Below are 16644 nucleotides of genomic sequence, written 5' to 3' on the forward strand. Positions count from 1 at the left end.
TTGCGGTCGCTGCGCAACCGAGCGGGAGCAAGCTCCCTCGCCACAACAGCATCAAACCCACCCACTACTCTGCATCGCCTTGTACACCGCGACGATCGCCAGGATGAAAAACGCCGAGGCGGCCAGGCGGCGGATGAGGGCGAGCGGCAGTTTCTCGGCGGCGAAATTGCCCGCCAGTACCACCGGCACGTTAGCGATCAACATACCCACGGTGGTGCCGATGATCACCAGCCACAACTCCGGGTATTGCGCGGCAAGCATCACCGTGGCGATCTGGGTCTTGTCACCGATTTCCGCCAGGAAAAACGCGATCAGCGTGGTCAGGAAAGGTCCGAACCTGCGAGCCGTATTGGCTTCCTCGTCGTCCAGTTTGTCCGGCACCAGAGTCCACAACGCGGTGGCGGCAAAGCTCGCCGCGAGGATCCAGTGCAACACCGAGTCGGAGAAGAACCCGCTGACCCAGGCACCCACCGCGCCGGCCGCCGCATGGTTGGCCAGGGTTGCGGCGACGATGCCGGCAATGATCGGCCAGGGTTTGCGAAAGCGTGCGGCGAGGATGAGCGCGAGCAATTGCGTCTTGTCGCCGATTTCGGCCAGCGCAACGATGGCGGTGGGTACCAGGAAAGAGTCCAGCATCAGGTGATTCCTAAGAGGGGCGGGTCGACACGGCTATGACACGTACAGCCTTCCCGCCCCGGGTAAGGTGTGCGTGTCATAGGTCTTGTCAAACCCAGCGACCATCTGCGTGGACGCTTGGGCCGCATACGCCATGGTCTGCTGACCAAGTATGTTGACGTATGCCGGGCGAGCATGGCGCTCGCGGGAGACTACTCCCCTAGGACGGAGCGGATTCTGCCTAGGCAAATCCGTTTGGGCAAGCGCTGTTTTTCAAAAACGCCTTAGCCGCGCTTGGCCCGGTAGATGCGAAAACCCTGGCCTTCGGCCTTGATCGTGCACGTGCCCAGATGCTCCTCGATCAGCGGCTGGTACTTGAGGAAACTGTTCGCGACCAAGCGCAGTTCGCCGCCATTTTTCAGATGTTTGGCCGCTTTTCTCAGCAGGTTTTCCGTGGCGTGATAATCGGTGTGCACGCCGACATGGAACGGTGGATTGCTCAGGATTGCGTTCAGGCCCATGGGCGCGGCATCGATTCCATCACCGGTCAACACCTCGGCTTCCAGCCCGTTGGCGGCCAGGGTCAGGCGGCTGCTGGCGGCGGCAAAGGCGTCCACGTCCAGCAGGGTGACGGTATTGTGCGGGTAGCGGCGCTTGACCGCCGCGCCCAGTACACCGGCACCACAACCGAAATCCAGCAGATGGCCGCTGGGCAGCTTGTCCAGGTGCTCGAGCAGCAACGCGCTGCCGCGATCCAGCCGACCATGGCTGAACACCCCCGGCAGGCTGATCACTTTCAACGGGCCTTCGGCCAGGGGCAGCTCGTAGGTTTGCGCCAGGCTTTCCAGCGCTTTGGCCTGCGGGGCGTTGGCGACGGTGACTTGCCACAGTTGGCAATGCCGCGCGCTGTCGAGCTTGCGTGGCTTGCCGAACGGGTTGAGCTGCTTGGAAGCGCCTTCGATGCCGCTGCGCTTTTCCCCCACCAGATACACCTCGCGACCGGCCAGGCGCGCGGCCACGGCGTTGAGAATGTAGTCGGTGAGGTCCTTGGCCTTGGGCAGGAACACCACGGCCGTTTCGAATTCCCGCTCGGGTACGTTCACGCCAAAGTGGCTACGTTGCGCAAAGCGCGCATCCAGCGCGGCCTGGTCGCCGGCATGCCAGCACCAGCCGTGGGCCTCGGGCAACCGGCCGAGCAGATCGTCGGCGGGCAGGCCGGCCAGCAGGACCGGGCCCTGGAACAATTCGGGCTGACGAAGCAGTACTTCACTGCGCGGATCCATGGTCTGCTCCTTGTGAAAAAGTGCGGCAGTTTATCAACTGACGACCCGGCGCGCTGTACCGCTGAAAAAGCCTTGGGCGTTTTCCGTCAGTTGGCCGACGATCCGCTGCCGCGCCTCGCGGCTGCCCCAGGCGTTGTGCGGGGTGATGATCAATCGCGGAATGTCGCCGGCCAGCAAGGGATTGCCTGGGGTCGGCGGCTCCACGCTCAGCACGTCGCTGGCCGCGCCGCCCAGGTGACCGCTGCGCAAGGCGTCGGCCAGGGCCTGTTCGTCAATCAGGCCGCCACGGGCGGTGTTGACCACGAACGTGCCGGGCTTGAGCAGCGCCAGTTCGCGCGCGCCGATGAAGTGGCGGGTGTGTTCGTTGAGCGGGCAGTGCAGGGTCAGGGCATCGATTTGCGGTAACAGCTCATCCAGCGGCAAGCGATCCGGCCGTGCCGGACGCCCGGGAATCTGCCCCAGCAGCACGCGCATGCCAAAAGCTTGCGCCAGCCGCGCGACGGCGCCGCCCAGTTCGCCATGGCCAAGCAAACCCAGGGTCTTGCCTTGCAGCTCGACAATCGGATAGTCCAGCAGGCAGAACTGCGAAGCCTGCTGCCAGCGACCTTCAGCCACGGCTTTCTGGTAGTCGGCGAGGCGCGTCGCCAGGTTCAGCAACAGCATGATCGTGTGCTGGGCCACCGACGGCGTGCCGTAGCCCTGGCAATTGCACACGGTGATGCCGTGGTGGCGGGCAGCGGCGAGGTCGACGTTATTGGTGCCGGTGGCGCTGATCAGGATCAGCTTCAGTTCGGGGCTGGCGGCCATGGCTGCCGCGTCGATCACTACCTTGTTGGTGATCGCCACCGTCGCCCCCTTGAGTCGCTCGGTCACCTCGTCGTGGCGGGTCCCGGCGAACAATTGCAGTTCACTGAAGCAATCACGCAACGGGCCCAGGTCCAGGTCGCCGAGGTCCAGGGAAGGGTGGTCGAGGAAAACGGCGCGGGCGGTGTTCGTCATCAGCTGTACCTGTCATGTAAAGAACCGAAGGCGTAATGTGGCGAGCCTATCAGATGAATCGTGGCGAGGGAGCAAGCTCCCTGGCCACGGGATTTCATTCACCAAGAGATGTCGCAAGGAGCCCATCATGTACCTCACCGAATTCCTCACCGTCGCCCTGATCCACCTGCTGGCGGTTGCCAGCCCCGGTCCGGACTTTGCCGTGGTGGTGCGCGAAAGCGTGACCCATGGCCGACGTGCCGGGACCTGGACGGCGCTGGGCGTCGGCACGGCGATTTTCCTGCATGTGGGGTATTCGTTGCTGGGCATCGGCCTGATCGTGTCCCAATCGATCGTGCTGTTCAACGCGCTGAAGTGGGCCGCCGCCGCGTACCTGCTGTACATCGGCTTCAAGGCCCTGCGCGCGCAACCGGCCAAGGCTTCCGGAGAAAACCTGCACAAGGAGGCTGGCGAGCGTACCGCTCGCGGTGCGTTCACCGCAGGCTTTGTTACCAATGGCCTGAACCCCAAGGCGACGCTGTTCTTCCTGTCGCTGTTCACCGTGGTGATCAATCCCCATACGCCGCTGGCGATCCAGGCCGGCTACGGCGTGTACCTGGCGATCGCCACGGCGGCGTGGTTCTGCATGGTGGCGATGCTGTTCAGCCAGGCGCGGGTGCGTGCCGGTTTCGCCCGCATGGGCCACTGGTTCGACCGGACCATGGGCGCCGTGCTGGTGGCCATTGGCGTGAAACTGGCCTTCACCGAGGCGCACTGACCGCGCCTGAACATGTCCCTGAGATGGCTCAAGGCTAGTATTTGCGGGCGGATCAAATCATTCCTTCGGCTGATTTGATCCGCGGGCAGGCACTTTAGAGTGCTTACCTTCCAGCCAAGACCGTGCAGTCAGAAAAGGGACCCTTATGTTGCAGACTCGCGTTATCCCTCCAGCCGAAGGCGCCTACCAATACCCGTTGCTGATCAAACGGCTGCTGATGTCCGGTGCGCGTTACGAGAAAACCCGCGAGATCATCTACCGCGACCAGTTGCGCTACAGCTATCCGACGCTGATCGAGCGCGTCGCGCAGCTGGCCAACGTGCTGACCGAGGCCGGGGTGAAGGCCGGTGACACCGTTGCGGTGATGGACTGGGACAGTCATCGCTACCTGGAATGCATGTTCGCGATCCCGATGATCGGCGCGGTGATCCACACCATCAACGTGCGCCTGTCACCGGAGCAGATCCTCTACACCATGAACCACGCCGAGGACCGCTTCGTGCTGGTCAACAGCGAGTTCGTCGGCCTCTACCAGGCGATCGCCGGCCAACTGACCACGGTAAAGAAGACGCTGCTGCTGACCGACCTGGCGGACAAGACCGCCGACCTGCCGGACCTCGTGGGCGAGTATGAGCAACTGCTGGCCGCCGCCAGCCCGACTCATGATTTCCAGGATTTCGACGAGAACTCCGTCGCCACCACGTTCTACACCACCGGCACCACGGGTAATCCCAAGGGCGTGTACTTCACCCATCGGCAACTGGTGCTGCACACCCTGGGCGTGTCGACCATCATGGGTTCCATCGACAGCGTGCGGCTATTGGGCACCAACGATGTGTACATGCCAATCACGCCGATGTTTCACGTGCATGCCTGGGGCCTGCCGTATGTAGCGACCATGCTCGGGCTCAAGCAGGTCTACCCCGGGCGTTACGATCCGGAGTTCCTGGTCGAGCTGTGGCGCAAGGAAAAGGTCACCTTTTCCCATTGCGTGCCGACCATTCTGCAGATGGTCCTCAACGCCAAGGGCGCCCAGCAAACCGATTTCGGCGGCTGGAAAATCGTCATCGGTGGCAGCGCCCTCAACCGCAGCCTGTACGAGGCGGCCAAGGCCAAGGGCATCCAGCTCACCGCCGCCTACGGCATGTCCGAAACCGGGCCGCTGGTGTCCTGCGCACACCTCAACGACGAGCTGATGGCCGGCGGTGAAGACGAACGCATCACCTACCGGATCAAGGCCGGCGTGCCGGGGCCGTTGGTGGAAGCAGCGATCGTCGACGGCGAAGGTCGTTTTCTGCCCGCGGACGGCGAGACCCAGGGCGAACTGGCTGCGCGCGCCGTGGCTCACCGAAGGTTATTTCAACGAACCGCAGAAAGGCGCCGAGCTCTGGAAGGGCGGCTGGCTGCACACCCGGCGACGTCGCCACGCTCGACGGCATGGGCTTCATCGACATCCGCGACCGGATCAAGGACGTGATCAAGACCGGCGGCGAATGGATCTCGTCCCTGGACCTGGAAGACCTCATCAGCCGTCATGCGGCGGTACGCGAAGTAGCAGTGGTCGGCATCCCTGACCCGCAGTGGGGGGAGCGCCCGTTCGCCTTGCTGGTCATTCGCGAAGGACACCAGCTCGGGGCTCGCGAGCTCAAGGAGCACCTCAAGCCGTTTGTCGAACTGGGGCACTTGAGCAAGTGGGCGATCCCGAGCCAGATTGCCCTTGTTACGGAAATTCCCAAGACCAGCGTCGGCAAGCTCGACAAGAAGCGCATCCGCGTCGACATCAGCGAATGGCAGAGCAACAACAGCACCTTCCTCTCGACGCTCTGAGCGTACCCGCCGTGCCTGAAAAGGGCACGGCAGGCCCACCCGGCAAGCGCTTGTCTTGTCAAACCGGAAATTTCAGCCATCCTTGCCGTGCCGACATCCGTCGGCCTGGCGAAGGACTGTTCCAGAGTGGTCGAAGGCTGCAAATCACACTTTAGAGGGATCAAGCCGTACTACCTGCTGGCTATAGTCCGCTCAAGGATTTTCGGAATGGGACGCGCGTGCCAGCACGGCGAAGGGTTTCCGGAAATGCCCACTGCCATAACAATAAAACACATGGAGTTGCGTCGATGACCTCAGCAAACACTTTCTGGCGCCGGGCAAAACTGCCTCTGGCCGTCAGTCTTGCCTCTTCGCTCGCCGGCCCGGCATTCGGCGTCAGCTTCAACATCGGTGAAATCGAAGGCCAGTTCGACTCGGCCCTGTCGGTCGGCGCAAGCTGGTCCACGGCCAAGGCCAACCGCGACCTGATCGGCGTCAACAACGGTGGCAAGGGCCTGTCCCAGACCTCCGACGACGGTCACTTGAACTTCAAGCGCGGGGAAACCTTCTCGAAGATCTTCAAGGGTATCCATGACCTGGAGCTGAAGTACGGCGACACCGGTGTGTTTGTACGTGGCAAGTACTGGTACGACTTCGAGCTCAAGGACGAAAACCGCCTGTACAAGGACATCAGCGACAGCAATCGCAAGGAAGGCGCCAAGTCGTCCGGCGGGCAGATCCTCGATGCGTTCGTCTACCACAACTACGATATCGCCGATCAGCCGGGCTCGGTCCGCCTCGGCAAGCAAGTGGTCAGCTGGGGTGAAAGTACCTTTATCCAGGGCGGTATCAACGCTATCAACCCGGTCGACGTGTCCGCGTTCCGTCGCCCCGGCGCCGAGGTCAAGGAAGGGCTGATCCCGGTCAACATGTTCTACGTGTCCCAGAGCCTGACCGACAACCTGTCGGCCGAAGCGTTCTACCAACTGGAATGGGACCAGACTGTCGTCGACAACTGCGGCACGTTCTTCTCGCAGCCGGACGTCATCGCCGACGGTTGTGACGACAACCTGCGCGTCTTGAACAAACGTTCGCGGATTCCGGGCGCAGCCTTGCCGACCCTGACAGCGTTGGGCGTCAACGTGAACGAGGAGGGCGTGCTGGTTCGCCGTGGTCCCGACCGTGATGCTCGTGACAGCGGCCAGTGGGGCCTGTCGTTCAAATACAACTTCGAGCCGCTGGACACCGAGTTCGGCGCCTACTTCATGAACTACCACAGCCGGGCGCCAATCTTCAGCGCCACCGGCGCCGCGTCACGGTTCTATACCCAGCCGCTGGGGCCGTTGGCCGCATTGCGTCCGGTGATCGTGGCCGGTAACTCGAACTACTTCGTCGAGTACCCGGAAGACATCCGGCTCTATGGCCTGAGCTTTTCCACCACATTGCCCACCGGCACCGCGTGGAGTGGTGAGCTGAGCTACCGGCCGAACGCTCCGGTACAACTGAGCACCACCGATATCCTGTTCGCCGGTGTCACGCCAATTCCGGGCTTTGGTAACGCCTCCGTACTGGACGGCGCGCCGGGTCAGGACCTGCATGGCTATCGCCGCAAGGAAATCACCCAGTTCCAGACCACCTTCACCCACTTTCTCGACCAGGTCATGGGCGCCAGCCGGCTGACCCTCGTCGGCGAGTTGGGCGTGACCCACGTTGGCGGCCTGGAAAGCCGCTCCGAAGCGCGCTACGGCCGTGATCCGGTGTTCGGCCCGGGCGAACTGCCCAACGGCTTCTGCAATACCCTGAACACCTCGACCGCGGCAGGTGGCGGCCAGACCATCAGCGGGGTGAACAGCAACTGCAACAACGACGGCTTCACCACGTCGACCTCGTGGGGCTACCGCGCTCGCGCCATCTGGGAATACCCGGATGTCTTCGCCGGTGTGAACCTCAAGCCCAACGTGGCCTGGTCCCATGACGTCAAGGGCTACTCGCCAGGTCCTGGCGCCAACTTCGAGGAAGGCCGCAAAGCCGTCAGCCTCGGGCTGGATGCCGAGTACCAGAACACTTACAACGCGAGCCTGGCCTACACCAATTTCTTTGGTGGCGACTACAGCACCGTGGATGATCGCGACTTCCTGGCGCTCAGCGTCGGCGTGAACTTCTAAGCACCGTATTTCAGGACGACACACTATGAAAATAACCAAGAATCTGTTGCAAGTCGGTGTGCTGGGGCTGTCGCTGTTGGCGGCCAGCGTCATGGCCGCCGTGCCTGCCGCCGAAGCCGACAAACTGGGCAAGAGCCTGACGCCGATGGGCGCCGAAATGGCCGGCAACGCCGATGGTTCGATTTCCGCCTGGAAACCCATGGCCAAGAACGCCGGCAGCGTCGACGGTAAAGGTTTCCTCTCCGACCCGTACGCCAGTGAGAAGCCGCTGTTCACCATCACCGCGCAGAACGTCGAGCAGTACAAGGCCAAGCTTGCGCCCGGCCAGTACGCGATGTTCAAGCGCTACCCGGAAAGCTTCAAGATGCCGGTCTACCCGACCCATCGCGGCGCTACCGTGCCGGACGAAGTGTTTGCCTCCATCAAGAAAAACGCGCTCAACACCAAACTGGTGTCCGGTGGCAACGGTCTGGAGAATTTCGAGACGGCCGTGCCGTTCCCGATTCCCCAGAGCGGCGTCGAGGTGATCTGGAACCACATCACCCGCTATCGCGGCGGCAGCGTGACACGCCTGGTGACCCAGGCCACGCCGCAGCCCAACGGCTCCTACAGCCTGGTGTACTTCCGTGACCAGTTCGTGTTCCGCGACAAGATGAAGGATTTCGACCCGGCCAACCCTGGCAACATCCTGTTCTACTTCAAGCAGCAAGTGACCGCGCCGGCGCGTCTGGCCGGCGGCGTGCTGTTGGTCCACGAAACCCTCGACCAGGTGAAGGAACCGCGTTCGGCGTGGGTCTACAACGCCGGCCAGCGCCGTGTGCGTCGCGCCCCGCAAGTGTCCTATGACGGCCCGGGTACCGCCGCCGATGGCTTGCGTACCTCCGACAACCTGGACATGTACAACGGTGCGCCGGACCGCTACGACTGGAAGCTTGAAGGCAAAAAAGAGCTGTACATCGCCTCCAACAGCCACAAGATCGATTCGCCGCAGCTCAAGTACGCGGACATCATCAAGGCCGGCCACATCAACCAGGACCTGACGCGCTACGAGCTGCGTCGTGTCTGGCACGTGACCGCGACCCTGAAGGAAGGCCAGCGCCACATCTACGCCAAGCGTGACTTCTACATCGACGAAGATACCTGGCAAGCCGCGGTCATCGATCACTACGACGGCCGTGGCCAACTGTGGCGCGTGGCCGAGGCCCATGCCGAGAACTACTACGACAAGCAAGTGCCGTGGTATGCCCTGGAAACCATCTACGACCTGCAGTCCGGTCGCTACCTGGCCCTGGGCATGAAAAACGAAGAAAAATCGGCCTATGACTTCGGCTTCACCGCCAGCACCGCCGACTTCACGCCTAACGCCCTGCGTCAGGACGGCATCCGCTAAACGCTCCACCCGAGGCCGCATCCTCGAAAAAACGCCCCGGCTGGTTCGGGGCGTTTTTTTTTGGCCTGAAAAAAAGCTCCCTGGCCACAATAGCGGCCAACCGCTTGTAGCCTTTTTGTAGCCATTTGTAGCACTCCCTTCAATACCTCCTCGTTTACCGCTAGTCTGCGGACATCTGCAACGCCGCCACCCGCATTCCAACAAGAGCCGGCCATGACTGATTTGTCTTCACCTGCGGATTCTGCCCGCGCAGCCATCGCGGTACAGGACGGGCGTTTCTACCGCCCGCCCTTGCCCGACGGTCACGTCCCGCGGCCGCGGTTGTGCGAGCGTCTGAGCGCTGGGCTCGGCGGTCGCTTGCTGCTGGTGAGTGCACCGGCGGGGTTCGGCAAAAGCTCCCTGGCGGTGGAGTTCTGCCAGAGCCTGCCGGCCCATTGGCGAAGTCTCTGGTTGGGGCTCAGTGCCCGGGACAACGACCCGGGCCGCTTCCTGGAGCGGCTGCTCGAAGGGCTCCAGGCCTTTTATGCGCAGCTGGGCGGACGGGCGTTGGGCCTGCTGAAGATGCGCCAGCGGCACCAGCCCTTTGCTTTCGAGGAGTGGCTCGACGGCTTGCTGGATGAACTGTCCAGCCACCTTTCCTCCCGCGCCCCGCTGTTGCTGGTACTCGACGATTACCACCTGGCCCAGAGCCCGGTGCTGGATCGTTGCCTACAGTTTTTCCTCAATCACCTGCCCGAGGGTTTGCTGGTGCTGGTCACCAGCCGCCAGCGCCCGGACTGGCACCTGGCGCGCCTGCGCCTGTCGCGGCAATTGCTCGAACTCAACGAGCAGGACCTGCGCCTGACCCATGACGAGGCGTTGACCTTGCTCCAGCACCACAGCAGCTCGCTGCGTGGCGAGGCACTGGAGAGCCTGATCCAGCGCAGCGAAGGCTGGGTCGCCGGGCTGCGTTTCTGGCTGCTGGCCGCTTCCGAGGCCGGTAGCGAAGGCCGGCTGCCCCAGGCGCTGCATGGCGGTGAAGGGCTGATTCGCGATTATCTGCTCGAAGAAGTCATCGATTGCCTGCCGCCCGAGGTGCAGGCGTTTCTCTACGACATCGCGCCACAGGAGCGCTTTTGCAGCGAACTGTGCGATGCGGTGCGCGACGCCCATGACAGTCACGAAATTCTTCAGTACCTGGCCGCCCACCAGGTTTTTCTGGTGCCGCTGGACGAGCACGGCCACTGGTATCGCTACCACCACCTGTTTTCCGACCTGTTGCGCAGCCGCCCCAGCGCACCGGCCATGGTGCCGGCCGCGACTCTGCACTTGCGCGCCTGTCGCTGGTTCAATGCCCAGGGCCTGATCGACGAAGCCGTGGAACAGGCGTTGCGTGCCGGGCACCTGGACGTGGCGGCGAACCTGGTGCAGAACCTTTCGGAAGAACAACTGCTGGCCGAGCAGAACGTCGGCATGTTGCTGCGCTGGAAAATGGACCTGCCCGACAGCCTGCTCATCAGCACTCCACGGCTGATCGTGCTCTACAGCTGGGCGTTGGGCCTGGCCAGCCAGCTGGATGCCGCCGAGGAACTGGCTGCCCACTTGAGTCGCTTCCTGCCGGCGCCGTCGGCCACCGCGCAAAAATCCATGCTCGCCCAGTGGCTGGCCCTGAGCGGCATCGTCGCCCGCGGGCGTGGCGACCGGGAGGCCACGCTGCGCTATTGCACCGAAGCCCTGGAAAGCCTGCCGCAGAAACGCTATGGCCAGCGCCTGATGTGCTTGTCCACCCTGTCGAACCTGGCGATTGCCGACGGTGACCTGTGGCGCGCCCGCGCGCTGAACCGCGACTCCCTCGAACTGGCGCAGCGGGTCGGCAATCCGTTGTTCGAGGCGCTGGCCCATTACGATCGTGCGCGGGTGTTGCAGGCGCGAGGGGAGATCCTGCGCGCGCTCGATGAAGTGAAGCAAGGGTTGCAGCGGCTGCATGGATTGTCGCCGCAACGGCTGTATGCGGTGCGCGCGCGATTGGTGCTGTACGAGGGTTTCCTGTTGACGCTGCGCATGCAGTCCCAGGCCGGATTGACACGGCTGCAGGCCGGCCTGACCGAAGCCCGGGCCTGCCGCGATATCAGCGTGTTGATCGGCCACTGCGTGATTGCCCGGGTCGAAGGCTATAACGGCGAATTCGCCCGGGCCTTCGCCGAGCTGGCCGAGGCCGAGCGGCTGATGCACATCTGGGATGTGCCACCGGTCTACTACCTGGCGATGATTACCCTGGTCAAATGCGAGCTCTGGCTGGCCCAGGGCCGTACCGAGCTGGCCGAAGCCTGGCTGGCGCGGCTGGGCCAGACCTACACCGGCGAACGGGCCGCCGCGCCACCGGAATTCCACCCGCAGTTGCCGTTGCATGTCGAGCTGCAGCAGGCGTTGCTGGAATCCATAAAGGGCCAACCGATGCAGGCCGAGGGGCGCCTCGATGCCTTGCTTGAGCACGCCCAGCAAACCGGGCGGCAGATGCTCAGTGTGATGGTGCTCAACCAGAAGGTGGCCTTGCTGCTGCGCCTGGGCCGCGAACCCGAGGCCCGCAGCACCCTGGCCCAGGCGTTCGATGCCGCCATCGGCGGCGTGTTGCAGCCTTTCGAATGGTTGTTTCGGGAGCATCGTGAATGGTTGCGCGAACAGTTGCTGCACGCGCCGCCCAGCGACGTGCGTCAGCACTTGCTCGAATGCTTGCCGTCGGCCGCGACGCCAGCGATCGAACCCTCGGTCCCGGTCGAAACCCTCAGCAGCCGCGAGAGGGCAGTGCTGCAGCTGATCGCCCAGGGCTGTTCCAACCAGGAAATAAGCGAGCAGTTGTTCATCTCGCTGCACACGGTAAAAACCCATGCCAGCCATATCAACAGCAAACTCGGGGTCGAACGCCGCACCCAGGCCGTGGCGCGGGCGAAGGCCTTGGGGTTGTTGGGCTGAGTTCTTTACTTGACCCGTGGCGAGGGAGCTTGCTCCCGCTGGGGCGCGAAGCGGCCCTGAGACCTGACAGCGCGGTGTGGCAAGCTATGAGTTGCTCCGCAACTCAGCGGGGATAAATCCCCTCGCCACAAAAGCCAATGAGCGTGAGCCAAGGAACCACTTGAATGCTGCCCCTGTACCAAACCATCCAATCCCCCGTAGGCGAGCTGATCCTTGTCGCCCGCGGCACGAAGCTGGCGGCCATCCTGTGGCAGAACGAGCGGCTCAATCGGGTGCGCCTCGGACCGTTGGAGCCGGACAGTGATCATCCGACACTCAAGGAAACCGAGCGTCAACTGCTGGAATATTTCTCTGGCCAACGCCGCCGTTTCGAACTGGAACTGGATTTCGCCGGCACCGACTTCCAGGTGCGGGTCTGGCAGGCTCTGCTGACCATCCCGTTCGGCGAAACCCGCAGCTATCGCGACATTGCCATCCAGATCGGCCAACCGACCGCGACGCGCGCGGTCGGTGCCGCCAACGGACGCAATCCCATCTCGATCATCGCGCCCTGCCATCGGGTCATCGGCACCTCCGGCAGCCTCACCGGTTTTGCCGGCGGCCTTGCCGCCAAACAGTTCCTGCTGAGCCTCGAAGGCCAACAGAGCCTGCAACTGACGTTCTGAACCCTGACCCTGCCCAATCCCTGTAGCAGCGAGCCTGCTCGCGAAAGTAGCCGTTCAGCTCAAGGGCGACTTCGGCGCGAGCATGCGCGTGGGCGGCTTGCCGTTGGCGTTGTGCTGGTAGATCTGCGCCGGTTGCCCCTGTTCGTTGAAAAACACCTGGCCGATCCCCGCCGAGTTCCACAGCCGTTCCCCGGCTTCGGCGTGTTCCGGGACATGGGGGACGATGCGCATGCTGCGGCGCTTGGTGAACCAGTTCAACGGCGAGCGGGGTGAATAGAGCCAGCGGTTCAGGCGATCGAACCATTCCAGCAGCGCCGGCGGGAACTCGTTCTTGATACCGCTGCTGGTGATCTGCCAGACCCGTGGGCCGCCCTTGCGGTGCGGGATCAGCACCTCATAGACGAAGGAATAATGCACATCGCCGGACAACACCACGTAGCTTCCGGGCGTGCGCGAGTGGCGGAAAATATTCAGGATCACCTGGGCCGCGCCACGGTGGGCCATCCAGTTCTCCGCATCCACCAACAGCGGGTAGCCGCACCAGCTGAACAGCCGCTGCACGGTCTCGATCAGCTTGACGCCAAAGATCGGCGCCGGCGAGACGATGATCGCCGAGGGATGGTCCAGCAGTTCCTGCTGCAGTTCGCTCAGGGCTTCCCAGTCCAGCAGGCCCGACGGCTGCTTGAGGCTGTTCTCGCTGCGCCAGCGACGGGTGCGGGTGTCGAGCACCACCAACGCCGGCGTGCTCGGCAACACGTAATGCCATTGCTGGAAACCGAGCAGGGTGTCGATCAACGCATCCTGGGGCCCGCTGTCGATGTAGCGGTCCCGGGCGGTGTCGCTCAAGGCCATGGTCTGCTCGATCACTTCGCCAAAGGCATCCGGGTTGTTGCCCCAGCCTTGGCAGAGCAGGTAGGCGATCAGCGCGTTGCCGATGATGCGTTTGGAGAAGGGATGGCCGTAGGCCGTTTCCTCCCATTGCGCGGACAGATTCCAGTCATCGGTGATGTCGTGATCGTCGAAAATCATCAGGCACGACAGATGGGCAAACACCCGTGCCACGCCATCCAGCCCAGTCTTGAATGCCTCGATGCGCTGCTGTTCAAGGTCGTAGCGCTGGCGCCGTTCGGCGGTCAATTCAGGCGGTTGTGGATCGATCAGCGTCCACGGCACGGGCGACCACACCAGCAGGTACATTGCCATGACTTCGGCGAAGGTCACCAGATGGTTGTCGGCGCTGCTGCTGGTGAAGATCGGCTTGCGCGCCCCGCCGAAAAAGCGTTCGCGCAGAGTTTCGTTGCTCTCCAGTGCCGGTAACAGATCCGCGCGGTGATAATAACTGGCCGGGTGTTGGTAGAGTCTGGCGCTGTCCTCCACCACCGCACCTTCCAGGCACTCCTCGAACAGGCCCAAGCGCTCGATCAGGGCATGAATCGCCCGCAACATCGGCCCGGCGACATCGTCGGCGTACACCTGGTCGCCGCTCATCATCAGCAATGCCGGACGCTGTTCGGGAGACTGCGCCAACAAGCGATCGACACAGAGCAGACCATCATTGGCCGGGTAATGAGGCTTGCGGCAGGAGCCGTGGACCAGCTGTTCGATACGCGAATGCAGCATGAAGCTCGGACGTCTGCCATCGCCATACAACAGATGCGGCGCCCACTCGGCGATGGGGGCGCCGTCCACCAGCAGGTCGTAGTCAATCGCCACGTCCTGGGGCAGGGGCATATCGAGTGTCACATCGATCAAATGCACAAACGCTCGTTGCCCCACCGGCACCACGGTGCAGCGCGACGCATCCAGCGCCAGGTCGCCGACGCCGTCGATACTCAGCGTCAACACCAACGCTCGTGTCCCCACCAGCCACATCACCAGCCGCGTCGGCTCCAGTCGTCGCAAGAGCGGGCCGACAAGGACGGGGGGGAGGGTGATCGGGGTATCGGAAGGGGCCGGCAACATGCGTGGGAAAAGCTCTGCTTCAGAATAAAGCAGGGATCATAACGCATGCGCACGCTGGGAGGGGGCATGCGCACCTGCGGCAATGGAGCATTGCTCCCTCACCACAGGGCGGTATGTTCAGCTCGGAATAATCAGCTCATCCCCAACCAGTTAGGCAGCGCGAGCGAGATCCACGGTACATAGGTAATCAGCACCAGGAACGCCAGCAGAATCATCAGCCACGGCATGGCTGCACGGATGGTGGCCGTCAGCGACATGCCGGTCACCGCCGAAGTGACGAACAGATTCAAGCCCACCGGCGGCGTGATCAGCCCGATCTCCAGGTTCACCACCATGATGATCCCCAAGTGGATCGGGTCGATGCCCAGCTTCATGGCGATAGGGAACAGGATCGGCGCCAGGATCAGGATGATCGCCGACGGCTCCATGAACGCACCGGCAATCAGCAGCACAATGTTGACCACCAGCAGGAACGTTACTGGCGTCAGCCCGGCCTCGATCACCCACGCAGTGATTTGCTGCGGCAGTTGCTCGGTGGTCAGCACGTGGGCGAAGAGCATGGCGTTGGCGATGATGAACATCAGCATGATGCTCAGCTTGGCCGACTCCAGCAGCACCTTGGGGGTTTCGCGGAACGTCAGGTCCTTGTAGACGAACAGCGCGATAAACGCTGAGTAGACCGCCGCCACTGCTGCTGCTTCGGTGGGTGTGAACATCCCCGAATAGATCCCGCCGAGGATGATGACCATCAGCAGCAAGCCCCAGATCGCCTGGCGTGCCGTGCTCAGCCATTCCCGCAGCGTCGCCCGAGGCATCGCCGGGAGTTTTTTCTTAACCGCGACGATATAGATCGCCACCATCAAGAAGAAACCCAGTAGCAGGCCCGGTATCACACCGGCCATGAACAGTTTGCCTACCGAGGTTTCGGTCGCGGCGGCATACACCACCATGACGATCGACGGCGGAATCAGGATGCCCAGGGTCCCGGCGTTGCAGACGATACCGGCACCAAACGCCTGCGGATAACCTGAGCGCACCATGCCGGCGATGGCAATCGAACCCACCGCTGCCACCGTCGCGGGACTGGAACCGGACAACGCGGCAAACAGCATGCACGCCAGCACCGCCGCAATCGCCAGGCCACCGCGGACGTGTCCGACGCAGGCGTTGGCAAAGTCGATCAACCGTCGCGCCACGCCACCTGTGGTCATGAACGCACCGGCCAGCAGGAAGAACGGAATCGCCAGTAGGGTGTAGTGCTCGGATGTCTCGAACAGCTTGATTGCCAGGGAGCGCACGGAGTCGGGGCTGAAGAAGATGATCGTCAGCGAACCGGCCAGCCCGAGGGAAATGGCGATGGGCACGCCAATGAACATCAGCACGAACAGCGCGAGAAAGAGGAAGGCAATGGTCATGGCTTGTCTTCCTCGATCTCGGTCAGTTTGATCGCTTCGGCCGCTTCATCGGCCAGCCCCAGGCCCGTCTGACGGTTCATCAGGATGCGCACCAGGATTTCCGCGAAGCGGATAAACACCAAGGCAAAACCTACTGGCACGATCAGCCCTACGTGCCATTGCATGATGCCGAAATGGCCGAGGTCTTCCGCGCCGATCTGGGCAATCATCAAGGTATTGATCCATTCGTAACTCGCTACGGCCAGCAACCCGGCGTAGGCCAGGCAGCACAGGCAGGCGATCACGCCGATAATGCGCTGCAGCGGTTTGCTCGCCAGTTTCACCAACGCGTCGACGCCGATGTGCCCGGCCGTGCGCACGCCATACGACAGGCCAAAGAAAATCAGCCAGCCAAACAGCGCCTTGGTCAGCGCGCTGCTCCAGGTCATGGCCTGGGCCATGCCCATGATGCCGTCGCCAATGGCGAACATCGGTTCGCTGGCGGCTGGCCAGTTATCGCCAAGGCTGTAGAACACTGCATAAAGGTTATTGAGGACCACGTAGACGAAAGTGACCAACGTCATGGCGGCCAGAAGGAAGGCAATGAAACCTTCCTCGAAATGTTCCCAGGTGCGCCGAAGGGCGTTCATGGATGGCAT

The 16644-nt window shown here is 62.8% G+C and carries 11 protein-coding genes, 1 pseudogene and 1 riboswitch; of the genes and pseudogenes, 6 read left to right on the plus strand and 6 right to left on the minus strand.

Annotated elements, in window-relative coordinates:
• Window positions 1–51: 51 nt before the first annotated feature.
• The 3 genes from PSH78_RS04985 to PSH78_RS04995 form a co-directional block, all read right to left on the minus strand.
• A complete protein-coding gene (locus PSH78_RS04985) occupies window positions 52–636 on the minus strand; it encodes a TMEM165/GDT1 family protein (RefSeq protein ID WP_305498893.1) in 585 nt (194 codons plus the stop codon).
• Window positions 637–727: 91 nt separating this feature from the next.
• Window positions 728–848: riboswitch (yybP-ykoY riboswitch) on the minus strand.
• 51 nt (window positions 849–899) lie between these two features.
• Window positions 900–1898 carry a class I SAM-dependent methyltransferase gene (locus PSH78_RS04990; RefSeq protein WP_305498894.1) on the minus strand — a complete coding sequence of 333 codons (999 nt, stop codon included), beginning with the start codon at window positions 1896–1898 and terminating at the stop codon, window positions 900–902.
• 33 nt (window positions 1899–1931) lie between these two features.
• Window positions 1932–2897: a 2-hydroxyacid dehydrogenase gene (locus tag PSH78_RS04995; protein WP_305498895.1), complete on the minus strand. Its 966-nt coding sequence runs from the start codon at window positions 2895–2897 to the stop codon at window positions 1932–1934.
• A gap of 127 nt (window positions 2898–3024) precedes the next feature.
• On the opposite strand from PSH78_RS04995, the gene PSH78_RS05000 reads away from it, so the two are divergent.
• The 6 genes and pseudogenes from PSH78_RS05000 (at window position 3025) to PSH78_RS05025 (ending at window position 12629) form a co-directional block, all read left to right on the plus strand.
• Window positions 3025–3654, plus strand: a complete 630-nt coding sequence (locus PSH78_RS05000) for a LysE family transporter (RefSeq protein ID WP_305498896.1) — start codon at window positions 3025–3027, stop codon at window positions 3652–3654.
• A 145-nt stretch (window positions 3655–3799) separates the two neighbouring features.
• Window positions 3800–5481: pseudogene (locus PSH78_RS05005) on the plus strand (fatty acid--CoA ligase).
• Between the two features lie 287 nt (window positions 5482–5768).
• Window positions 5769–7625, plus strand: a complete 1857-nt coding sequence (locus PSH78_RS05010; RefSeq protein WP_305498897.1) for a DUF1302 domain-containing protein — start codon at window positions 5769–5771, stop codon at window positions 7623–7625.
• A gap of 25 nt (window positions 7626–7650) precedes the next feature.
• Entirely contained in the window at window positions 7651–9015 is a 1365-nt protein-coding gene (locus PSH78_RS05015; protein ID WP_305498898.1) for a DUF1329 domain-containing protein, read from the plus strand.
• Between the two features lie 213 nt (window positions 9016–9228).
• Window positions 9229–11964, plus strand: a complete 2736-nt coding sequence (locus tag PSH78_RS05020; protein WP_305498899.1) for a LuxR C-terminal-related transcriptional regulator — start codon at window positions 9229–9231, stop codon at window positions 11962–11964.
• 164 nt (window positions 11965–12128) lie between these two features.
• Entirely contained in the window at window positions 12129–12629 is a 501-nt protein-coding gene (locus PSH78_RS05025) for a methylated-DNA--[protein]-cysteine S-methyltransferase (RefSeq protein ID WP_305498900.1), read from the plus strand.
• Between the two features lie 54 nt (window positions 12630–12683).
• Here PSH78_RS05025 and PSH78_RS05030 read toward each other — a convergent pair whose 3' ends face one another.
• The 3 genes from PSH78_RS05030 to PSH78_RS05040 form a co-directional block, all read right to left on the minus strand.
• Window positions 12684–14591, minus strand: a complete 1908-nt coding sequence (locus PSH78_RS05030; protein ID WP_305498902.1) for an alkaline phosphatase D family protein — start codon at window positions 14589–14591, stop codon at window positions 12684–12686.
• Window positions 14592–14722: 131 nt separating this feature from the next.
• Window positions 14723–16006 carry a C4-dicarboxylate TRAP transporter large permease protein DctM gene (dctM, locus tag PSH78_RS05035; RefSeq protein WP_305498903.1) on the minus strand — a complete coding sequence of 428 codons (1284 nt, stop codon included), beginning with the start codon at window positions 16004–16006 and terminating at the stop codon, window positions 14723–14725.
• Complete coding sequence (locus PSH78_RS05040) at window positions 16003–16635, minus strand: TRAP transporter small permease (RefSeq protein WP_305498904.1); 633 nt, start codon at window positions 16633–16635, stop codon at window positions 16003–16005. Before PSH78_RS05040 ends, dctM begins: the two co-directional genes overlap by 4 nt.
• Window positions 16636–16644 lie beyond the last annotated feature (9 nt).

The sequence above is a fragment of the Pseudomonas sp. FP198 genome (genome assembly GCF_030687895.1).
GTDB lineage: Bacteria > Pseudomonadota > Gammaproteobacteria > Pseudomonadales > Pseudomonadaceae > Aquipseudomonas.

Coding starts and splice junctions, on each gene's coding strand:
- PSH78_RS04985 (WP_305498893.1), bottom strand. CDS start 636: ATGCTGGACTCTTTCCTGGTACCCACCGCCATCGTTGCGCTGGCCGAA.
- PSH78_RS04990 (WP_305498894.1), bottom strand. CDS start 1,898: ATGGATCCGCGCAGTGAAGTACTGCTTCGTCAGCCCGAATTGTTCCAG.
- PSH78_RS04995 (WP_305498895.1), bottom strand. CDS start 2,897: ATGACGAACACCGCCCGCGCCGTTTTCCTCGACCACCCTTCCCTGGAC.
- PSH78_RS05000 (WP_305498896.1), top strand. CDS start 3,025: ATGTACCTCACCGAATTCCTCACCGTCGCCCTGATCCACCTGCTGGCG.
- PSH78_RS05010 (WP_305498897.1), top strand. CDS start 5,769: ATGACCTCAGCAAACACTTTCTGGCGCCGGGCAAAACTGCCTCTGGCC.
- PSH78_RS05015 (WP_305498898.1), top strand. CDS start 7,651: ATGAAAATAACCAAGAATCTGTTGCAAGTCGGTGTGCTGGGGCTGTCG.
- PSH78_RS05020 (WP_305498899.1), top strand. CDS start 9,229: ATGACTGATTTGTCTTCACCTGCGGATTCTGCCCGCGCAGCCATCGCG.
- PSH78_RS05025 (WP_305498900.1), top strand. CDS start 12,129: ATGCTGCCCCTGTACCAAACCATCCAATCCCCCGTAGGCGAGCTGATC.
- PSH78_RS05030 (WP_305498902.1), bottom strand. CDS start 14,591: ATGTTGCCGGCCCCTTCCGATACCCCGATCACCCTCCCCCCCGTCCTT.
- dctM (WP_305498903.1), bottom strand. CDS start 16,006: ATGACCATTGCCTTCCTCTTTCTCGCGCTGTTCGTGCTGATGTTCATT.
- PSH78_RS05040 (WP_305498904.1), bottom strand. CDS start 16,635: ATGAACGCCCTTCGGCGCACCTGGGAACATTTCGAGGAAGGTTTCATT.